Origin of the sequence: Pseudomonas sp. JL2 (assembly GCF_031570495.1) — a bacterium.
Lineage (GTDB): Bacteria > Pseudomonadota > Gammaproteobacteria > Pseudomonadales > Pseudomonadaceae > Aquipseudomonas > Aquipseudomonas rhizophila.
Genome location: NZ_JAKUDH010000005.1, coordinates 199,273 through 213,402 on the forward strand (window position 1 = coordinate 199,273; position 14,130 = coordinate 213,402).

General features: G+C 61.4%; 13 protein-coding genes. 8 read left to right on the plus strand and 5 right to left on the minus strand.

The window, feature by feature from the left end; genetic code table 11:
• Position 1 precedes the first annotated feature (1 nt).
• Together rpsP and ffh are read right to left on the minus strand one after the other, a co-directional pair.
• Entirely contained in the window at positions 2 to 253 is a 252-nt protein-coding gene (rpsP, locus tag MKS85_RS10040) for a 30S ribosomal protein S16 (protein WP_003198088.1), read from the minus strand.
• 251 nt (positions 254 to 504) lie between these two features.
• Complete coding sequence (gene ffh / locus MKS85_RS10045) at positions 505 to 1,881, minus strand: signal recognition particle protein (protein WP_047227501.1); 1,377 nt, start codon at positions 1,879 to 1,881, stop codon at positions 505 to 507.
• Between the two features lie 207 nt (positions 1,882 to 2,088).
• Here ffh and MKS85_RS10050 point away from each other — a divergent pair, with 207 nt between their 5' ends.
• The 8 genes from MKS85_RS10050 to cmoB all read left to right on the plus strand — a co-directional run bounded on the left by MKS85_RS10050 (position 2,089) and on the right by cmoB (position 11,238).
• Positions 2,089 to 2,901 carry an inner membrane protein YpjD gene (locus MKS85_RS10050; RefSeq protein WP_047227500.1) on the plus strand — a complete coding sequence of 271 codons (813 nt, stop codon included), beginning with the start codon at positions 2,089 to 2,091 and terminating at the stop codon, positions 2,899 to 2,901.
• Between the two features lie 12 nt (positions 2,902 to 2,913).
• Positions 2,914 to 4,155 carry an HlyC/CorC family transporter gene (locus tag MKS85_RS10055; RefSeq protein WP_160891612.1) on the plus strand — a complete coding sequence of 414 codons (1,242 nt, stop codon included), beginning with the start codon at positions 2,914 to 2,916 and terminating at the stop codon, positions 4,153 to 4,155.
• A 172-nt stretch (positions 4,156 to 4,327) separates the two neighbouring features.
• On the plus strand, positions 4,328 to 5,641 hold the full coding sequence (locus tag MKS85_RS10060) for an MFS transporter (protein ID WP_047227498.1): 1,314 nt from the start codon (positions 4,328 to 4,330) through the stop codon (positions 5,639 to 5,641).
• Between the two features lie 150 nt (positions 5,642 to 5,791).
• Positions 5,792 to 8,206 (plus strand): endopeptidase La, encoded by a 2,415-nt coding sequence (lon, locus tag MKS85_RS10065; RefSeq protein WP_223194415.1) that lies wholly within the window; start codon positions 5,792 to 5,794, stop codon positions 8,204 to 8,206.
• Between the two features lie 209 nt (positions 8,207 to 8,415).
• Positions 8,416 to 8,808, plus strand: coding sequence for a protease inhibitor I42 family protein (locus MKS85_RS10070; protein ID WP_188251284.1), 393 nt, complete (start codon positions 8,416 to 8,418; stop codon positions 8,806 to 8,808).
• A 2-nt stretch (positions 8,809 to 8,810) separates the two neighbouring features.
• Positions 8,811 to 9,446: a lysoplasmalogenase gene (locus MKS85_RS10075; RefSeq protein ID WP_188251285.1), complete on the plus strand. Its 636-nt coding sequence runs from the start codon at positions 8,811 to 8,813 to the stop codon at positions 9,444 to 9,446.
• A 95-nt stretch (positions 9,447 to 9,541) separates the two neighbouring features.
• On the plus strand, positions 9,542 to 10,285 hold the full coding sequence (gene cmoA / locus MKS85_RS10080) for a carboxy-S-adenosyl-L-methionine synthase CmoA (RefSeq protein WP_139051087.1): 744 nt from the start codon (positions 9,542 to 9,544) through the stop codon (positions 10,283 to 10,285).
• On the plus strand, positions 10,282 to 11,238 hold the full coding sequence (gene cmoB, locus MKS85_RS10085; RefSeq protein ID WP_188251286.1) for a tRNA 5-methoxyuridine(34)/uridine 5-oxyacetic acid(34) synthase CmoB: 957 nt from the start codon (positions 10,282 to 10,284) through the stop codon (positions 11,236 to 11,238). The genes cmoA and cmoB overlap by 4 nt, the downstream gene beginning before the upstream one ends.
• Before the next feature lie 260 nt (positions 11,239 to 11,498).
• On the opposite strand, the gene tadA is transcribed toward cmoB, so the two are convergent.
• The 3 genes from tadA to MKS85_RS10100 form a co-directional block, all read right to left on the minus strand.
• Positions 11,499 to 11,996, minus strand: a complete 498-nt coding sequence (tadA, locus tag MKS85_RS10090; RefSeq protein WP_188251287.1) for a tRNA adenosine(34) deaminase TadA — start codon at positions 11,994 to 11,996, stop codon at positions 11,499 to 11,501.
• Positions 11,996 to 13,372 carry a multicopper oxidase family protein gene (locus tag MKS85_RS10095; protein ID WP_188251288.1) on the minus strand — a complete coding sequence of 459 codons (1,377 nt, stop codon included), beginning with the start codon at positions 13,370 to 13,372 and terminating at the stop codon, positions 11,996 to 11,998. The genes tadA and MKS85_RS10095 overlap by 1 nt, the downstream gene beginning before the upstream one ends.
• A gap of 168 nt (positions 13,373 to 13,540) precedes the next feature.
• Complete coding sequence (locus MKS85_RS10100; protein WP_188251289.1) at positions 13,541 to 14,065, minus strand: AlpA family transcriptional regulator; 525 nt, start codon at positions 14,063 to 14,065, stop codon at positions 13,541 to 13,543.
• Positions 14,066 to 14,130: the final 65 nt, after the last annotated feature.

Sequence of the window (14,130 nt, forward strand, 5' to 3'; positions counted from 1 at the left end):
CTCAGGCCGCAGCCTTAGCCGATTCCTTCAACAACTGAGCAACACGCTCAGAAGGTTGTGCACCAACGCTCAGCCAGTAGGCTACGCGCTCTTGGTTCACGGACAGACGAACTTCCTGACCACGGGCAACAGGGTTGAAGAAACCAACCTGCTCCTTGTGGGAACCGTCACGCGGGTTGCGGCTGTCGGTTACGGTCAGGTGGTAAAACGGGCGCTTTTTGGAGCCGCCAAGGGCAAGACGGATTGTTAGCATGTGAACATCGTTCCTGTAGTCGGTGCTGCAAATCTAAATGCACAGCGGGCATAGGTGCCCGAAAGGCCGCATATTCTAAGGAATATCCGGACTTTTGCAAATGTCTTTTTCCGGCGCCTGGCGCCATGCGATCAAGATTTGCCATAGAGCCGTCATGAAAAACGGCAGGTCAGCTCCCGTGCAGCACGGGTTTGCTGGAGATCCCCGCATCCGTGCGGGGCAACGCCGGCATGACAGCCGGCGCAGATTCTTTACATTTTCGGCATGCCGCCGCCGGGCAACATACCGCCCATGCCGCGCATCATCTTGGCCATCCCGCCCTTGGCGGAGAATTTCTTCATCATCTTCTGCATCTGCTTGTGCTGCTTGATCAAGCGACCGATGTCCTGCACCTGGGTACCGGACCCCATAGCGATGCGGCGTTTGCGCGAACCGCTGATCAGCTCAGGGTCGCGGCGCTCGGCCGGGGTCATGGAGTTGATGATGGCTTCCATCTGCTTGAACTGCTTTTCAGCCGCGCCCTGGGCATTGCCCATCTGCGCCAGGTTCACGCCCCCGATGCTCGGCAGTTTATCCATGAGGCCGCCGAGGCCGCCCATGTTCTTCATTTGTTGCAGCTGATCGCGGAAGTCTTCGAGGTCGAAGCCCTTGCCCTTCTTCAGCTTCTTGGCCAGTTTGTCGGCCTTGTCCTTGTCGAGGGTCTGCTCGGCCTGCTCGATTAGGCTGAGCACGTCGCCCATGCCGAGGATCCGCGAGGCAATACGCTCGGGATGGAACGGCTCGAGCGCTTCGCTCTTCTCGCCCATACCGATGAACTTGATCGGCTTGCCAGTGATGGCACGGACCGACAGCGCGGCACCGCCACGGGCATCACCGTCGACCTTGGTCAGGATCACGCCGGTCAGCGGCAGCGCATCACCGAACGCCTTGGCGGTGTTGGCCGCGTCCTGGCCGGTCATGGCATCGACCACGAACAGGGTTTCCACCGGGTTGATCGCGGCATGCAACGCCTTGATCTCGCCCATCATCTCTTCGTCGATGTGCAGGCGACCGGCGGTATCGACGATGACCACGTCGATGAATTTCAGTTTTGCTTCTTTAATAGCCGCCTGGGCGATGTCCACCGGCTTCTGGCTCAGGTCGGACGGGAAGAACGTCACGCCGATGTCGTTGGCCAGGGTTTCGAGCTGTTTGATCGCCGCCGGGCGATAGATGTCCGCGGACACCACCATCACCGACTTCTTCTTGCGCTCTTTAAGGAAGCGCGCCAGCTTGCCGGCCGTGGTGGTCTTGCCCGCGCCCTGCAGGCCGGCCATCAGCACCACCGCTGGCGGCACGGCGCTCAGGTTCAGGTCTTCGTTGGCGGCGCCCATCAGGCTTTCGAGTTCGGCCTGGACGATCTTCACGAACGCCTGGCCCGGCGTCAGGCTGCGCGACACCTCGGCGCCGACGGCGCGTTCCTTGACCGAATTGACGAAGTCCTTGACCACCGGCAGGGCGACGTCGGCTTCGAGCAACGCCATGCGCACTTCGCGCAGGGTGTCTTTGATATTGTCCTCGGTCAGCTTCGCCTTGCCGGTGACATGGCGCAGCGTCTGCGAGAGACGGTCGGTTAGGTTTTCAAACATGCGCGATCCTTTCAGGCCCAGATAAGACCGGGATAATGGCGGCCCAGACCGTAAAAAATGTGCTCGGCGAGCCTGCGGCGTGGGCAGGTCGCGGATTATAGCGAAGACTGCGCCCGGCGCACACCTCGCCGTCAGTTGCGCTGGTCTTTCGTGCGATGGGGATTCTATGCCAAACTCAGCGCCTTTCGGGCCTGCCTAACAGGATTTATGCTCCCCTTGTCACCCAGTTTGCTTGCCTCCCTCGCCGCCGCTTGTCTTTATGCCGCTGCGACCCTCTATCAAGGCTCCCGCCTGGCCACCGGCGCCAAGGCGAACAAACGCCTGCTGGTCATGCTTGGCGTGCTGGCGGTGCTCGGCCACGCGGCCAGCCTTTATACCCACCTGATGACGCCCATTGGCCTGGGCCTGGACTTCTTCAACGCCGCCAGCCTCATTGCCGTGGCCGTGATCGCCCTGACGCTGCTGGCCTGTTCACGCATCCCGGTGGAAAACCTGCTGGTGCTGCTTTTCCCGCTGGGCCTGGCCACGGTGCTGCTGGCGCAATTCGCGCCGTCGGGCACGGTACAGATCATCGATGAAGAACCGGGCATCCTGGCCCACATCCTGCTCTCGATCCTCGCTTACGGCCTGTTCACCATCGCGGTGTTCCAGGCCTTGCTGCTGCTGGTGCAGGATCACCAGCTCAAGCACAAGCACCCCTCCGGGCTGATCCGCAACTTCCCGCCCTTGCAGACCATGGAAAGCCTGCTGTTCGGCTTCCTCTGGGCCGGCTGGACACTGCTGTCGCTGTCGCTGATCTCTGGCTGGCTGTTCGTCGAAAACCTGTTCGCCCAGCACCTGGTGCACAAAACCCTGCTGGCGTGCCTGGCGTGGGTGGTGTTCAGCGTACTGCTGTGGGGCCGAAATCGTCTGGGCTGGCGCGGCCATAAAGCCATTCGCTGGACCCTGGCCGGTTTCTGCCTGCTGATGCTGGCGTACTTCGGCAGCAAGCTGGTTCGTGAATACATTCTGCATGTCTGACGGACGCCTCTGATGGATATGTTGCCCGTGGGCCCGCTGTTCGCTGTACTGGTCGTGCTGATCCTCTGGTCCGCCCTGTTCACGGCCATCGAAGCCGCCCAGCAACATTTGCTGGCCCAACGCAAAGCTTCGCGCGCCGGTGACAAACCGCTGGCGAAGCTGAGTTTCCCCCGGGACAGTCTGATTCTGTGCAATACCCTCTGCCGCGCCCTCGCGGTGGTGATCGGAACACTGCTGGCGATTTTTACCTGGCTGCAACACGGCCCCTTGGTAGCGTGGCTCGGTACCAGTGCGGCCTTGCTGGTCTTTGCCGATTACCTGCCGCGCACCCTGGCCACCCGCCATCCCGATGCGGTGCTGGCATTGGGCAACGCCTTGCTTGGCGTACCCTTGAAGATTCTTTATCCATTTGCCTGGCTGTTGAATGGCATCAGTCAATTGCTGCTGCGTCCGTTTGCCCGCCAGGCAAGCGTGGTACAGCAAAACGACGATGAAATGCCCACACCCGCGCGCAACGATCACGAACCCGAACACAACAGCGGTCGGCCGCATCCGGTTTCCGGCATCCATGCCCTGGACAACATTACCGTCAACGATATTCTCGTGCCCCGCAGTGAGGTCGATGGCATTAACCTCGACGACCCCATCGGCGACATCATTGAACAGTTGCGCCTGAACCGCCGTACTCGCCTGCCGGTGTTTCACAGCGACATCAACCAGGTCGAAGCGGTGCTCAACACCCGCCAGATCCGCCACCTGCTCAAGGATGCGAGCCTGACCCAGGAAGCGTTGCTGGCTGCCTGCCACGAACCCTACTTCGTTCCCGAGAGCACGCCACTGCAGTTGCAATTGCTGAATTTCCACAAGCAGCAACGGCGCCTGGGCATGGTGGTGGACGAATATGGCGAAGTGCTGGGCATTGTCACCCTGGAAGACATCCTTGAAGAAATCGTCGGGGAGTTCGAAAGCGAGCACAGCCTCGACAACCCCCACGTCCATCCCCAGCCTGATGGACGCCTCATGATCGATGGCGCCGCCTCGATCCGCGAACTGAACAGGACCCTGGGCTGGCACCTGCCTTGCGAAGGCCCCAAGACCCTCAACGGCCTGGTGACCGAAGCACTGGAGACCATTCCCGAAAGCCCGGTCTGCCTGAAGATCGGCCGCTATCGGCTGGAAATCATCGAAACCGTGGATAACCGCGTCAGCCAGGTGCTGGTGTGGCACAACAGTTCGGTGCCGCTGGCGTCCTAAGCCCTCGCCACAGGGTTGTGCGCAAGCGCCACTATTGTGTACGGGCTCTCTTGTTGAATCGTTAGCCCCCTTCCTATACTCAACCCGCTTATCCAGCGCGCGCCAGCGAGCCGAGGGAGTTCGACCATAATAATTAGCTCCAACGGAGCACATGACTGTCAGGGATAACCGCATGACAACGACCACTTGCAACGAAGCTGTGTCTGCCCCGCCGACGAACTCCGCCACCCGCGTGGCGACCGCAAGCTTCATCGGCACGGCCATCGAGTTCTATGACTTCTACGTCTACGCCACGGCTGCGGCCCTGGTGATCGGGCCGGTGTTCTTCCCGCAAACCTCAGGCACGGCACAAATGCTCTCGTCCTTCCTGACGTTCGGCATCGCATTCCTCGCTCGCCCGCTGGGTTCGGCGCTGTTCGGCCACTTCGGCGACCGGATCGGGCGCAAGTCCACGCTGGTGGCGTCCCTGCTGCTGATGGGTGTGTGTACCACGCTGATCGGCGTACTGCCCGGTTACGCCAGTATTGGCGCCTGGGCGCCGATCCTGTTGTGCGTGCTGCGTTTTGGCCAGGGGTTGGGCCTGGGCGGTGAATGGGGTGGCGCAGCGTTGCTTGCCACCGAGAACGCGCCCAAGGGCAAACGCGCTTGGTTCGGTATGTTTCCCCAACTGGGGCCCTCGATCGGCTTTCTGGCGGCCAACGGATTGTTCCTGACCCTGGCCATGACCCTGGACGACGAGCAGTTCCGTTCCTGGGGCTGGCGCATCCCGTTCCTGCTCAGTGCGGTGCTGGTGATCGTCGGCCTCTATGTGCGCCTCAAGCTTCATGAAACACCCGTCTTCGCCGATGCCATGGCCCGCCAGGAACGGGTGAAAGTTCCGCTGGTCGAGCTGTTCAGCCAGTACTGGGCGCCGACGTTGCTGGGTGCCGCGGCGATGGTGGTGTGTTATGCGCTGTTCTACATCTCGACCGTGTTTTCCCTGAGCTACGGTGTGTCCACCCTCGGCTACAGCCGCGAAACCTTCCTCGGCCTGCTGTGCTTTGCGGTGCTGTTCATGGCCGCCGCGACGCCGCTGTCGGCCTGGGCCAGCGACCGCTACGGCCGCAAACCGATATTGCTTATCGGGGGCGTACTGGCAATTGCCTCGGGTTTCCTCATGGAGCCCTTGCTGACCCAGGGCACAACCTTGGGCGTGGCGCTGTTCCTGTGCATCGAGCTGTTTCTGATGGGCGTGACCTTCGCCCCCATGGGCGCCTTGCTACCAGAACTGTTTCCCACCCATGTGCGCTATACCGGCGCCTCGGCCGCCTACAACCTGGGCGGCATCGTCGGCGCTTCGGCCGCCCCGTTCTTTGCCCAGAAACTGGTGGCAATGGGCGGTTTGAGCTACGTCGGTGGTTATGTCTCGGGGGCCGCGGTGCTCAGCGTGATCGCGGTACTGTGCCTGAAAGAGACGCGCCATAACGATTTGAACAGGGTCGCCTGAACCCTCGGTGCGGGCCCGGCGACAGGCCCGCACCGAACCTGTCACAAGGCTGAATGCCTTGCAATGAAATAACAGCTAACAATCGCCCACCATTGAAACCACCCCTCACCTGCCCCATCTAAGACCCATACTCCATTGCGCAGGTGCCCCATGAGCGACCAGCACTCTACTGAAGCCACGAACGAATACGCCGACTCCGAACACATCGAACACACCTCCTCCGGCACCGGCCTGGCCCTGCCCGGCCAAAACCTGCCGGACAAGGTCTACATCATTCCAATCCACAATCGCCCGTTCTTCCCGGCCCAAGTGCTGCCAGTCATTGTCAATGAGGAACCTTGGGCTGAAACCCTGGAATTGGTCGCCAAATCCGAACACCATTCCCTGGCGCTGTTTTTCATGGACACGCCCCAGGAAGATCCGCGCCACTTCGACACCTCAGCGCTGCCGCTGTATGGCACGCTGGTCAAGGTGCACCACGCCAGTCGCGAAGGCGGCAAACTGCAGTTCGTTGCCCAGGGTCTGACCCGCGTGCGCATCCGCACCTGGCTCAAGCACCATCGCCCACCGTACCTGGTGGAAGTCGAATACCCGCACCAGCCAAGCGAGCCGACCGACGAGGTCAAGGCCTATGGCATGGCGTTGATCAATGCGATCAAGGAGCTGCTTCCACTCAATCCGCTGTACAGCGAAGAGCTGAAGAATTACCTCAACCGCTTCAGCCCCAACGACCCGTCGCCCCTGACTGACTTTGCCGCCGCACTCACCTCGGCCACCGGCAGTGAGTTGCAGGAAGTGCTCGATTGCGTCCCCATGCTCAAGCGCATGGAAAAAGTGCTGCCGATGCTGCGCAAGGAAGTTGAAGTCGCGCGGCTGCAGAAGGAGATTTCTGCCGAGGTCAACAACAAGATTGGCGAGCATCAGCGCGAATTCTTCCTCAAGGAGCAGTTGAAGGTCATCCAGCAGGAGCTGGGGCTGACCAAGGACGATCGCAGCGCCGATATCGAACAATTCGAGCAACGGCTGGAGGGCAAGGACTTGCCGGCCCAGGCGCAAAAGCGCATCGAAGAGGAAATGAACAAGCTCTCGATCCTGGAAACCGGCTCGCCGGAATACGCGGTCACCCGCAATTACCTCGATTGGGCGACGTCGGTGCCGTGGGGCGTGTATGGCCAGGACAAGCTCGACCTCAAGCACGCGCGCAAGGTGCTCGACCAGCACCATGCCGGACTGGGCGACATCAAGGACCGCATCCTCGAGTTTCTCGCCGTGGGTGCCTATAAAGGCGAAATCAGCGGTTCCATCGTGCTGCTGGTGGGGCCGCCGGGGGTGGGCAAGACCAGCGTCGGCAAGTCCATCGCCGAAACCCTGGGTCGGCCGTTCTACCGTTTCAGCGTCGGCGGCATGCGCGATGAAGCCGAAATCAAGGGCCATCGGCGTACCTACATCGGTGCTCAGCCGGGCAAGCTGGTGCAGGCGCTTAAAGATGTCGAAGTGATGAACCCGGTGATCATGCTCGACGAGATCGACAAGATGGGCCAGAGCTACCAGGGCGATCCGGCCTCGGCCCTGCTGGAAACCCTCGACCCGGAGCAGAACGTCGAATTCCTCGATCACTACCTGGACCTGCGCCTGGACCTGTCGAAAGTGCTCTTCGTGTGCACCGCCAACACCCTGGACTCGATCCCTGGCCCGCTGCTGGACCGGATGGAAGTGATTCGCCTGTCGGGCTATATCACCGAAGAGAAGGTCGCTATCGCCAAGCGCCATTTGTGGCCCAAACAACTGGCCAAGGCCGGCGTGTCCAAAGGCAACCTGAATATCACCGACAGCGCCCTCAAGGCCCTGATCGACGGTTATGCCCGTGAGGCCGGGGTGCGGCAGCTGGAGAAACAGCTGGGCAAGCTGGTGCGCAAGGCGGTGATGAAACTGATCGATGACCCGAACGCCGTGATCAAGCTTGGGCCCAAGGACCTTGAGGCATCGCTGGGCAAGCCGGTGTTCCGCAACGAGCAAGTGCTGTCCGGCATCGGTGTGATTACCGGCCTGGCCTGGACCAGCATGGGCGGCGCGACGCTACCGATCGAAGCGACGCGCATCCACACGCTCAATCGCGGCTTCAAGCTCACCGGGCAACTGGGGGAGGTGATGAAAGAATCAGCGGAAATCGCCCACAGCTACGTCAGCTCGCACTTGAAGCAGTTTGGCGGCGATCCGAAGTTCTTCGACGAAGCCTTCGTTCACTTGCACGTACCGGAAGGCGCCACCCCCAAGGACGGTCCGAGTGCCGGGGTGACCATGGCCAGCGCCTTGCTGTCCCTGGCTCGCAACCAGGCGCCGAAAAAAGGCGTGGCCATGACCGGCGAACTGACCCTCACCGGGCACGTGCTGCCCATTGGTGGGGTGCGCGAGAAAGTGATCGCGGCGCGACGGCAGAAAATCAATGAGTTGATTCTGCCGGAAGCCAACCGGGGCAACTTCGAAGAACTGCCGGACTACCTCAAGGAAGGCGTCACCGTGCACTTCGCCAAGCGGTTTGCCGATGTGGCCAAGGTGTTGTTCTGATAGTCCTGTAGCGCTTGTGCGGGCCTCATCGCGAGCAGGCTCGCTCCCACAGTGGCTTTGTGTTGTTCACAACATGTGTGATCCACACCAAATCCTTGTGGGAGCGAGCCTGCTCGCGATAAGGCCATGAGATCCAACACATGCCCCGCTGACACACCCAGTAGCATCTTCGGTTATGCTCGCCGTTCGTCGTGAATGCCGGAGCCCTTATGTCCCTCACCCGCCTGCTCATCCCTTTCAGCCTCGCCCTGCTGAGTGCCTGCGCCACGCAACCGAAACACAACGTGATCGTGGAAAAACTGACCCAGTGCCCGGTGCAGCTCACTAACGGCCAGAACCTGATCCTGAATTTGCCCAGCAACCCCAGCACCGGTTATCGCTGGGCGGTCCAGGATTCGGCTGGCGGCGTGCTGAAGGCCTTGGGGCCTGAGGTTTACCGCAACCCGGAAGACGCCGGCATCGTCGGCGCGGCCGGGGTATCAACCTGGCGTTTCCAGGCATTTGCTGCCGGAACCGGTCGCTTGCGCCTGACTTATCAACAGCCCTGGGCACCTGAAGTGCCGCCGGTGGAAACCTTCGACTGCGCCATTTCGGTGAATTGACCATGGGTTGGCTGATCCTTGCATTGATGGGCGCGGCCACCTATGTGTACGGGCTCACTGTGCATGCCACCCTGCTGTGCCTGCTGGTCAAGCCGATGCCGGTGCTGGCCCTGCTCGGCTGGCTGCACGATGCGCCACCCAGCGAATATCGACGCTGGATCAGCCTGGGCCTGATTTTCTCGCTGGTGGGCGATGTGCTGCTGGCTTGGCCCGGGGATCTGTTCGTGTTCGGCCTTGGCGCGTTTCTGCTGGCGCACCTGGCCTATCTGAAAGCCTACCTCAGCGACTGTCGCCGTCCGGCGTTGCTATCGCTGGCTTTGGCATTCGGGCTTGGCGCAACGCTGCTGGGGATTCTGATATCGAGCGGTCTGGGGCCTTTGCTCGTCCCGGTGATTGTCTACGGCCTGGCCATCAGCGCCATGCTCTGGCGTGCGCTGGCGCGATTGGGCACTGCAGTCCCCGAGCGCTCGGCCTGGCTGGCCGCTGCCGGGGCTCTGGCGTTTGTGTTTTCCGACAGCGTCATTGGCATAAACCGGTTCGTGGCGCCCTTTCATGCCGCGCCTTACCTGATCATCATCAGTTATTGGCTGGGCCAGTGGGGCATTGCGGCGTCGGCCTTCACCCAAAAAAACCACTGAACCAGAGAGCAAGCCCGGCGCTCACAAAGGCTCGCTCCCAGAGGTTTTTTGGTTAAAATGCCGGCCTTTTCACCACCCATGCCGCTGGAACTGCCGTGAGCAAAGAACCCGATCGTCTATTCGCCCAGCCCCTGGCCCAGGTGCCTGACTTCGCCTTTAACGAGGACGTGGTGCGGGTGTTTCCGGACATGATCAAGCGTTCGGTGCCGGGTTACCCGACCATCGTCGAGAACCTGGGCGTGCTCGCCGCGCAATTTGCCCAGCCGGGCAGCGTCCTCTACGACCTGGGCTCGTCCCTGGGCGCGGTGACCCAGGCCCTGCGCCGCCATGTGCGCACCGACGGTTGCCGGGTGATTGCGGTGGATAACTCGGCGGCCATGGTCGAGCGCTGCCGCGAGTACCTTAACGGCCAGGACTCGATGTTCCAGGAGTTGCTGCCGGTTGAAGTGATCGAAGGCGACATCCTCGCCCTGACGTTCCAGCCGGCCTCGGTGGTAGCGCTGAACTTCACCCTGCAATTCATCGCGCCGGATCAGCGTACCGCCTTGTTGAGCCGCATTCGCCAGTCCCTGCTGCCCGGCGGTGCGTTGATCCTCTCGGAGAAGCTGCGCTTTAACGATGAACAAGAGCACGCGCTGCTCAACGACCTGCATGTGGCGTTCAAGCGCGCCAACGGCTACAGCGAGCTGGAAATCGCCCAGAAGCGCAGCGCCATCGAAAACGTCATGAAGCCCGACAGCCTCGAAGAACACCGCGAACGCCTGCTGGCGGCCGGCTTCTCGAAAGTCGTGCCGTGGTTCCAGTGTCTTAATTTTGCCTCGTTGATTGCCCTGCCATGATTGATCTGTCTCCCCTGGCCCGCCATCTGGCCGGCACACCTCTGGCCGATTGGGCCGCGACGTTGCAAACGCAACTGGACAGCAAAATGGAAAAGGGTCATGGCGACCTGGAACGTTGGCAGAGCGCCCTCGATGCCTTGCCGGTGCTGCAACCGACCCGGATCGACCTGCTGAACGGCCTGACCCTCGACACCGATTGCTCCGACGAAACCCGAGCTCAAATGCGTACGGCGCTGATGGGCCTGTCGCCATGGCGCAAAGGGCCTTTCGACCTGTTTGGCGTGCACGTTGACACCGAATGGCGTTCGGACTGGAAGTGGTCGCGGGTCGCCCCGCACCTGGACCTGGTGGGCAAGCGCATTCTCGATGTGGGCTGCGGCAATGGTTATTACATGTGGCGGATGCTCGGCGCTGGCGCCGACACGGTGATCGGCGTCGATCCCAACTGGCTGTTCTTCTGCCAGTTCCAGGCCGTGCAGCGTTACCTCGCGCAGCCCAACGCCTGGCACCTGCCATTTCCATTCGAGGCGCTGCCGCCGGAGCTGGAAGGCTTCGACACAGTGTTTTCCATGGGTGTGTTCTACCACCGTCGCTCGCCAATCGAGCATTTGCTGGCGCTCAAGGATTGCCTGGTCAAGGGCGGCGAACTGGTCCTGGAAACCCTGGTGATCGAGGGCGATGAACATCAGGTGCTGGTCCCCGAGGACCGTTACGCACAGATGCGCAACGTGTGGTTCCTGCCCTCGGTACCGGCCCTGGAACGCTGGCTGCGCCGCGCCGGCTTCAGCGATGTGCGCTGCGTGGACGTGAGTTTGACCACCGTGGAAGAACAGCGCAGCACCGAGTGGATGAAGTATCAGTCGCTTAGCGACTTTCTCGATCCCGCCGACCACAGCAAAACTATCGAAGGACTGCCGGCGCCAATGCGGGCGGTGATTGTGGCGCGGAAATAAATCGCCCAGGTACCACAAACCCCCTCTGTGGGAGCGGGCTTGCTCGCGAAGGCGGCAGCACATTCAACATGAATGCAAGCTGACCCACCGCTATCGCGAGCAAGCTCAGCTCCCACAGGGATTGTGGTGAACGCAGGGTCTGTGGACACCCGGGACCCCATGTGGGAGCTGAGCTTGCTCGCGATGGCGGCGAACCATTCAACATCTATGTGACTGACACGCCGCTTTCGCGAGCAAGCCCGCTCCCACAGGGTACAGCGTCAGTCTTGGGATCTGGCTCTGCGGGCCTTGAAGAACTCGCTCAACACCGCACTGCACTCGTCAGCCAACACCCCGCCCTCGAACATCACCCGGTGATTCAGAAACCCCTGGCTGAAAAACTGCCCCTGGCTCTGCACAATGCCGGCCTTGGGCTCCAGGGCGCCGTAGACGACCCGGGCGATGCGCGAGTGAACGATGAGGCCGGCGCACATGCTGCACGGCTCCAGCGTCACGTAGAGGGTGCTGCCGGGCAGGCGATAGTTGTTCACGGCCTGGGCGGCGGCGCGGATGGCGACCATTTCCGCATGGGCGCTGGGGTCGTGGCCGCTGATCGGGCAGTTGAAGCCGCGGCCGATGATCTCACCGTCCTGCACCAGCACCGCGCCCACCGGCACTTCACCCAAAGCCGCGCCTTGTGCGGCGAGGTTCAGGGCTTCGCGCATGAAATCCTGGTCACGGCTGCGGTCGATGATTTTGGCGGGGCGAATCTGGCGCATCACGCCACCTCGATGGCGGCCATCAGGCCGGTTTCCATGTGGTCGATCACATGGCAATGGAACATCCACACGCCTGGGTTATCCGCCACCAGCGCGACCTGCGCCCGCTCGTTCTTGCCCAGCAGGTAAGTGTCGGTGAAATATGGGATGACCTTGTGCCGGTTGGACGCAATCACTTTGAAGCTCATGCCGTGCAAATGGATCGGATGCTGGTACTGAGTCATGTTCTTCAATTCAAAAATGTAACTCTGGCCTTTTTTCAGCATGGCGATTGGCCGATCGGCGCAGGTCTTGTCGGTGATGTCCCAGGCCTTGCCGTTGATCTGCCACAAACTCGGTGGTTTGCCGTTGTCGACATTGACCGACACCGAACCGACCCACTCGAAATTGAAGTTGAGTTTCTCGGCATTGGCCAGGTCTGGCTCGGCCACCGGGTTAGGTGGCAACGCAGGCGGCCACTGGGCCGGCGCCTCGTTGTTGGGCACGGAGCGCAAAGTGCCCAGCCGCACCGGACCATTGCGCAATGACAACTCCTCCCCGGCCGCCGGCGCCTTGATCGCCAGACAAATGCGCATGCCCGGACCCAGCCAGTATTCCTTGCCCAGCGGGCGCGGTTCGATAGGGTTGCCGTCCAACGCATAGATCTGCGCTTCAACGCCGGGGATGTTGATGCGGTAAGTGAGAGTGTTGTCGAGATTGAGCAAACGCACCCGGGTGATCTGCCCGGCCGGCAGATCAATCACCGGCAGCGGCTCGCCGTTGATAGTCGACAGACGCCCGGCCGTCCCGCCACGGGCCGCTTCACGGGGAATGCTGAAGGCGACGAACTCGCCTTGCTCATCCACATGCCAGTTCTTGAGGCTGAGGGTTTGTTCGTATTTGAAGCCGGTGGGCGCACGCTCCTCGACAATCAAAGGCCCAACGAGCCCGCGACCGAGCTCTTCGCTGCTGTTGACGTGGGGGTGATACCAATAGCTGCCGGCGTCCGGCACGCGGAATTTGTAATCGAAGTATTCACCCGGCAGCACCGGCAATTGCGAGACATACGGCACACCGTCCATCTCCAGCGGCAGACGGATACCGTGCCAGTGAATGGTGGTCGCAACCGGCAGGTGATTAATGAAGCGCACTCGCAACCATTCGCCCTGACGCACCCGCAATTCAGTACCCGGTGCCGACGGACCAAAGGCCCAGGCCTGGGTCTTGTGCCCGGCCATCAGCTCCACGTCCAGGGGCGCGGCGATCAACTCATAGTCGTGACCGGCCTCGGCATCGGCCATCTTGCCCAACCAATACCGCGACGCGCCCCCCGCCCCTACGCCAACGACAACAAGACCGGCCAGGCCACCGAGTATTTGGCGACGGGTAAAGGACATGAAGCGACCACCTCTTGAATCTGCGGCGGACCAGTGGGCCCGCAAAAGGCGAATACGATACACCTGCAATTGAGAAATATTAAGTGAAGGATTGTCGCGCCACCCGGTCGAGCCATGATCGTCAGATGCGACAAGGGCGCCTAATGGCGCCCCAAGCGGTTCAGACCGTCACCCAACCAAAGCTTCCAACTCTCTGACAGCCAAGCCAGGTAACCGCCGCCCCTCTTTCGCAACGTTGATCTGCAAAGCCACCTGCGCCAGATCCAGCACGTGCTTGGGAAGTGAATAGCTGCCCTTGGCCTGCAGCCAGGTCAGGATGTCTGCCAAGTGCCAGATAGACGAACTCCCTTCGTGCACAGGCGTCGGGAAGCTGCCAGGATGAGCCAACATCAGCTTGCGCATGTTCTGTCGAGATACGCCTACGATTTCGGCTACGTCGGTCAGCCCGACCCAGTCAGGAGCAACCTCGATCAGTTTGGCCGACGGCACCGCGCGGCGGACATCGCCCAGGGCGCTAAGCACGGCCCTGATCGCATCCGCAGCCTCGCGAGTGAACTCAAGCGCCAGCCGCCCCGGTTGCCCAATGCCTACCAGAGCGTCGTCACAGCCAGCCTCACCCAGCCGCTCGACCAGTTCATCCGCGGGACAGTCATCACCAGCGAGCTGATATTTCAAGGTAAAGGTGTATTCCATTTCCTAGTCCTCGGCACCACGCCACCCCTGCGCTTCGGCAAGAAAGCGTAAAGCCAGCGAAAATG

Excerpts from the sequence above, each read along its gene's own strand:
- rpsP (WP_003198088.1), bottom strand. The coding sequence starts at position 253 with ATGCTAACAATCCGTCTTGCCCTTGGCGGCTCCAAAAAGCGCCCGTTT.
- ffh (WP_047227501.1), bottom strand. The coding sequence starts at position 1,881 with ATGTTTGAAAACCTAACCGACCGTCTCTCGCAGACGCTGCGCCATGTC.
- MKS85_RS10050 (WP_047227500.1), top strand. The coding sequence starts at position 2,089 with ATGCTCCCCTTGTCACCCAGTTTGCTTGCCTCCCTCGCCGCCGCTTGT.
- MKS85_RS10055 (WP_160891612.1), top strand. The coding sequence starts at position 2,914 with ATGGATATGTTGCCCGTGGGCCCGCTGTTCGCTGTACTGGTCGTGCTG.
- MKS85_RS10060 (WP_047227498.1), top strand. The coding sequence starts at position 4,328 with ATGACAACGACCACTTGCAACGAAGCTGTGTCTGCCCCGCCGACGAAC.
- lon (WP_223194415.1), top strand. The coding sequence starts at position 5,792 with ATGAGCGACCAGCACTCTACTGAAGCCACGAACGAATACGCCGACTCC.
- MKS85_RS10070 (WP_188251284.1), top strand. The coding sequence starts at position 8,416 with ATGTCCCTCACCCGCCTGCTCATCCCTTTCAGCCTCGCCCTGCTGAGT.
- MKS85_RS10075 (WP_188251285.1), top strand. The coding sequence starts at position 8,811 with ATGGGTTGGCTGATCCTTGCATTGATGGGCGCGGCCACCTATGTGTAC.
- cmoB (WP_188251286.1), top strand. The coding sequence starts at position 10,282 with ATGATTGATCTGTCTCCCCTGGCCCGCCATCTGGCCGGCACACCTCTG.
- tadA (WP_188251287.1), bottom strand. The coding sequence starts at position 11,996 with ATGCGCCAGATTCGCCCCGCCAAAATCATCGACCGCAGCCGTGACCAG.
- MKS85_RS10095 (WP_188251288.1), bottom strand. The coding sequence starts at position 13,372 with ATGTCCTTTACCCGTCGCCAAATACTCGGTGGCCTGGCCGGTCTTGTT.
- MKS85_RS10100 (WP_188251289.1), bottom strand. The coding sequence starts at position 14,065 with ATGGAATACACCTTTACCTTGAAATATCAGCTCGCTGGTGATGACTGT.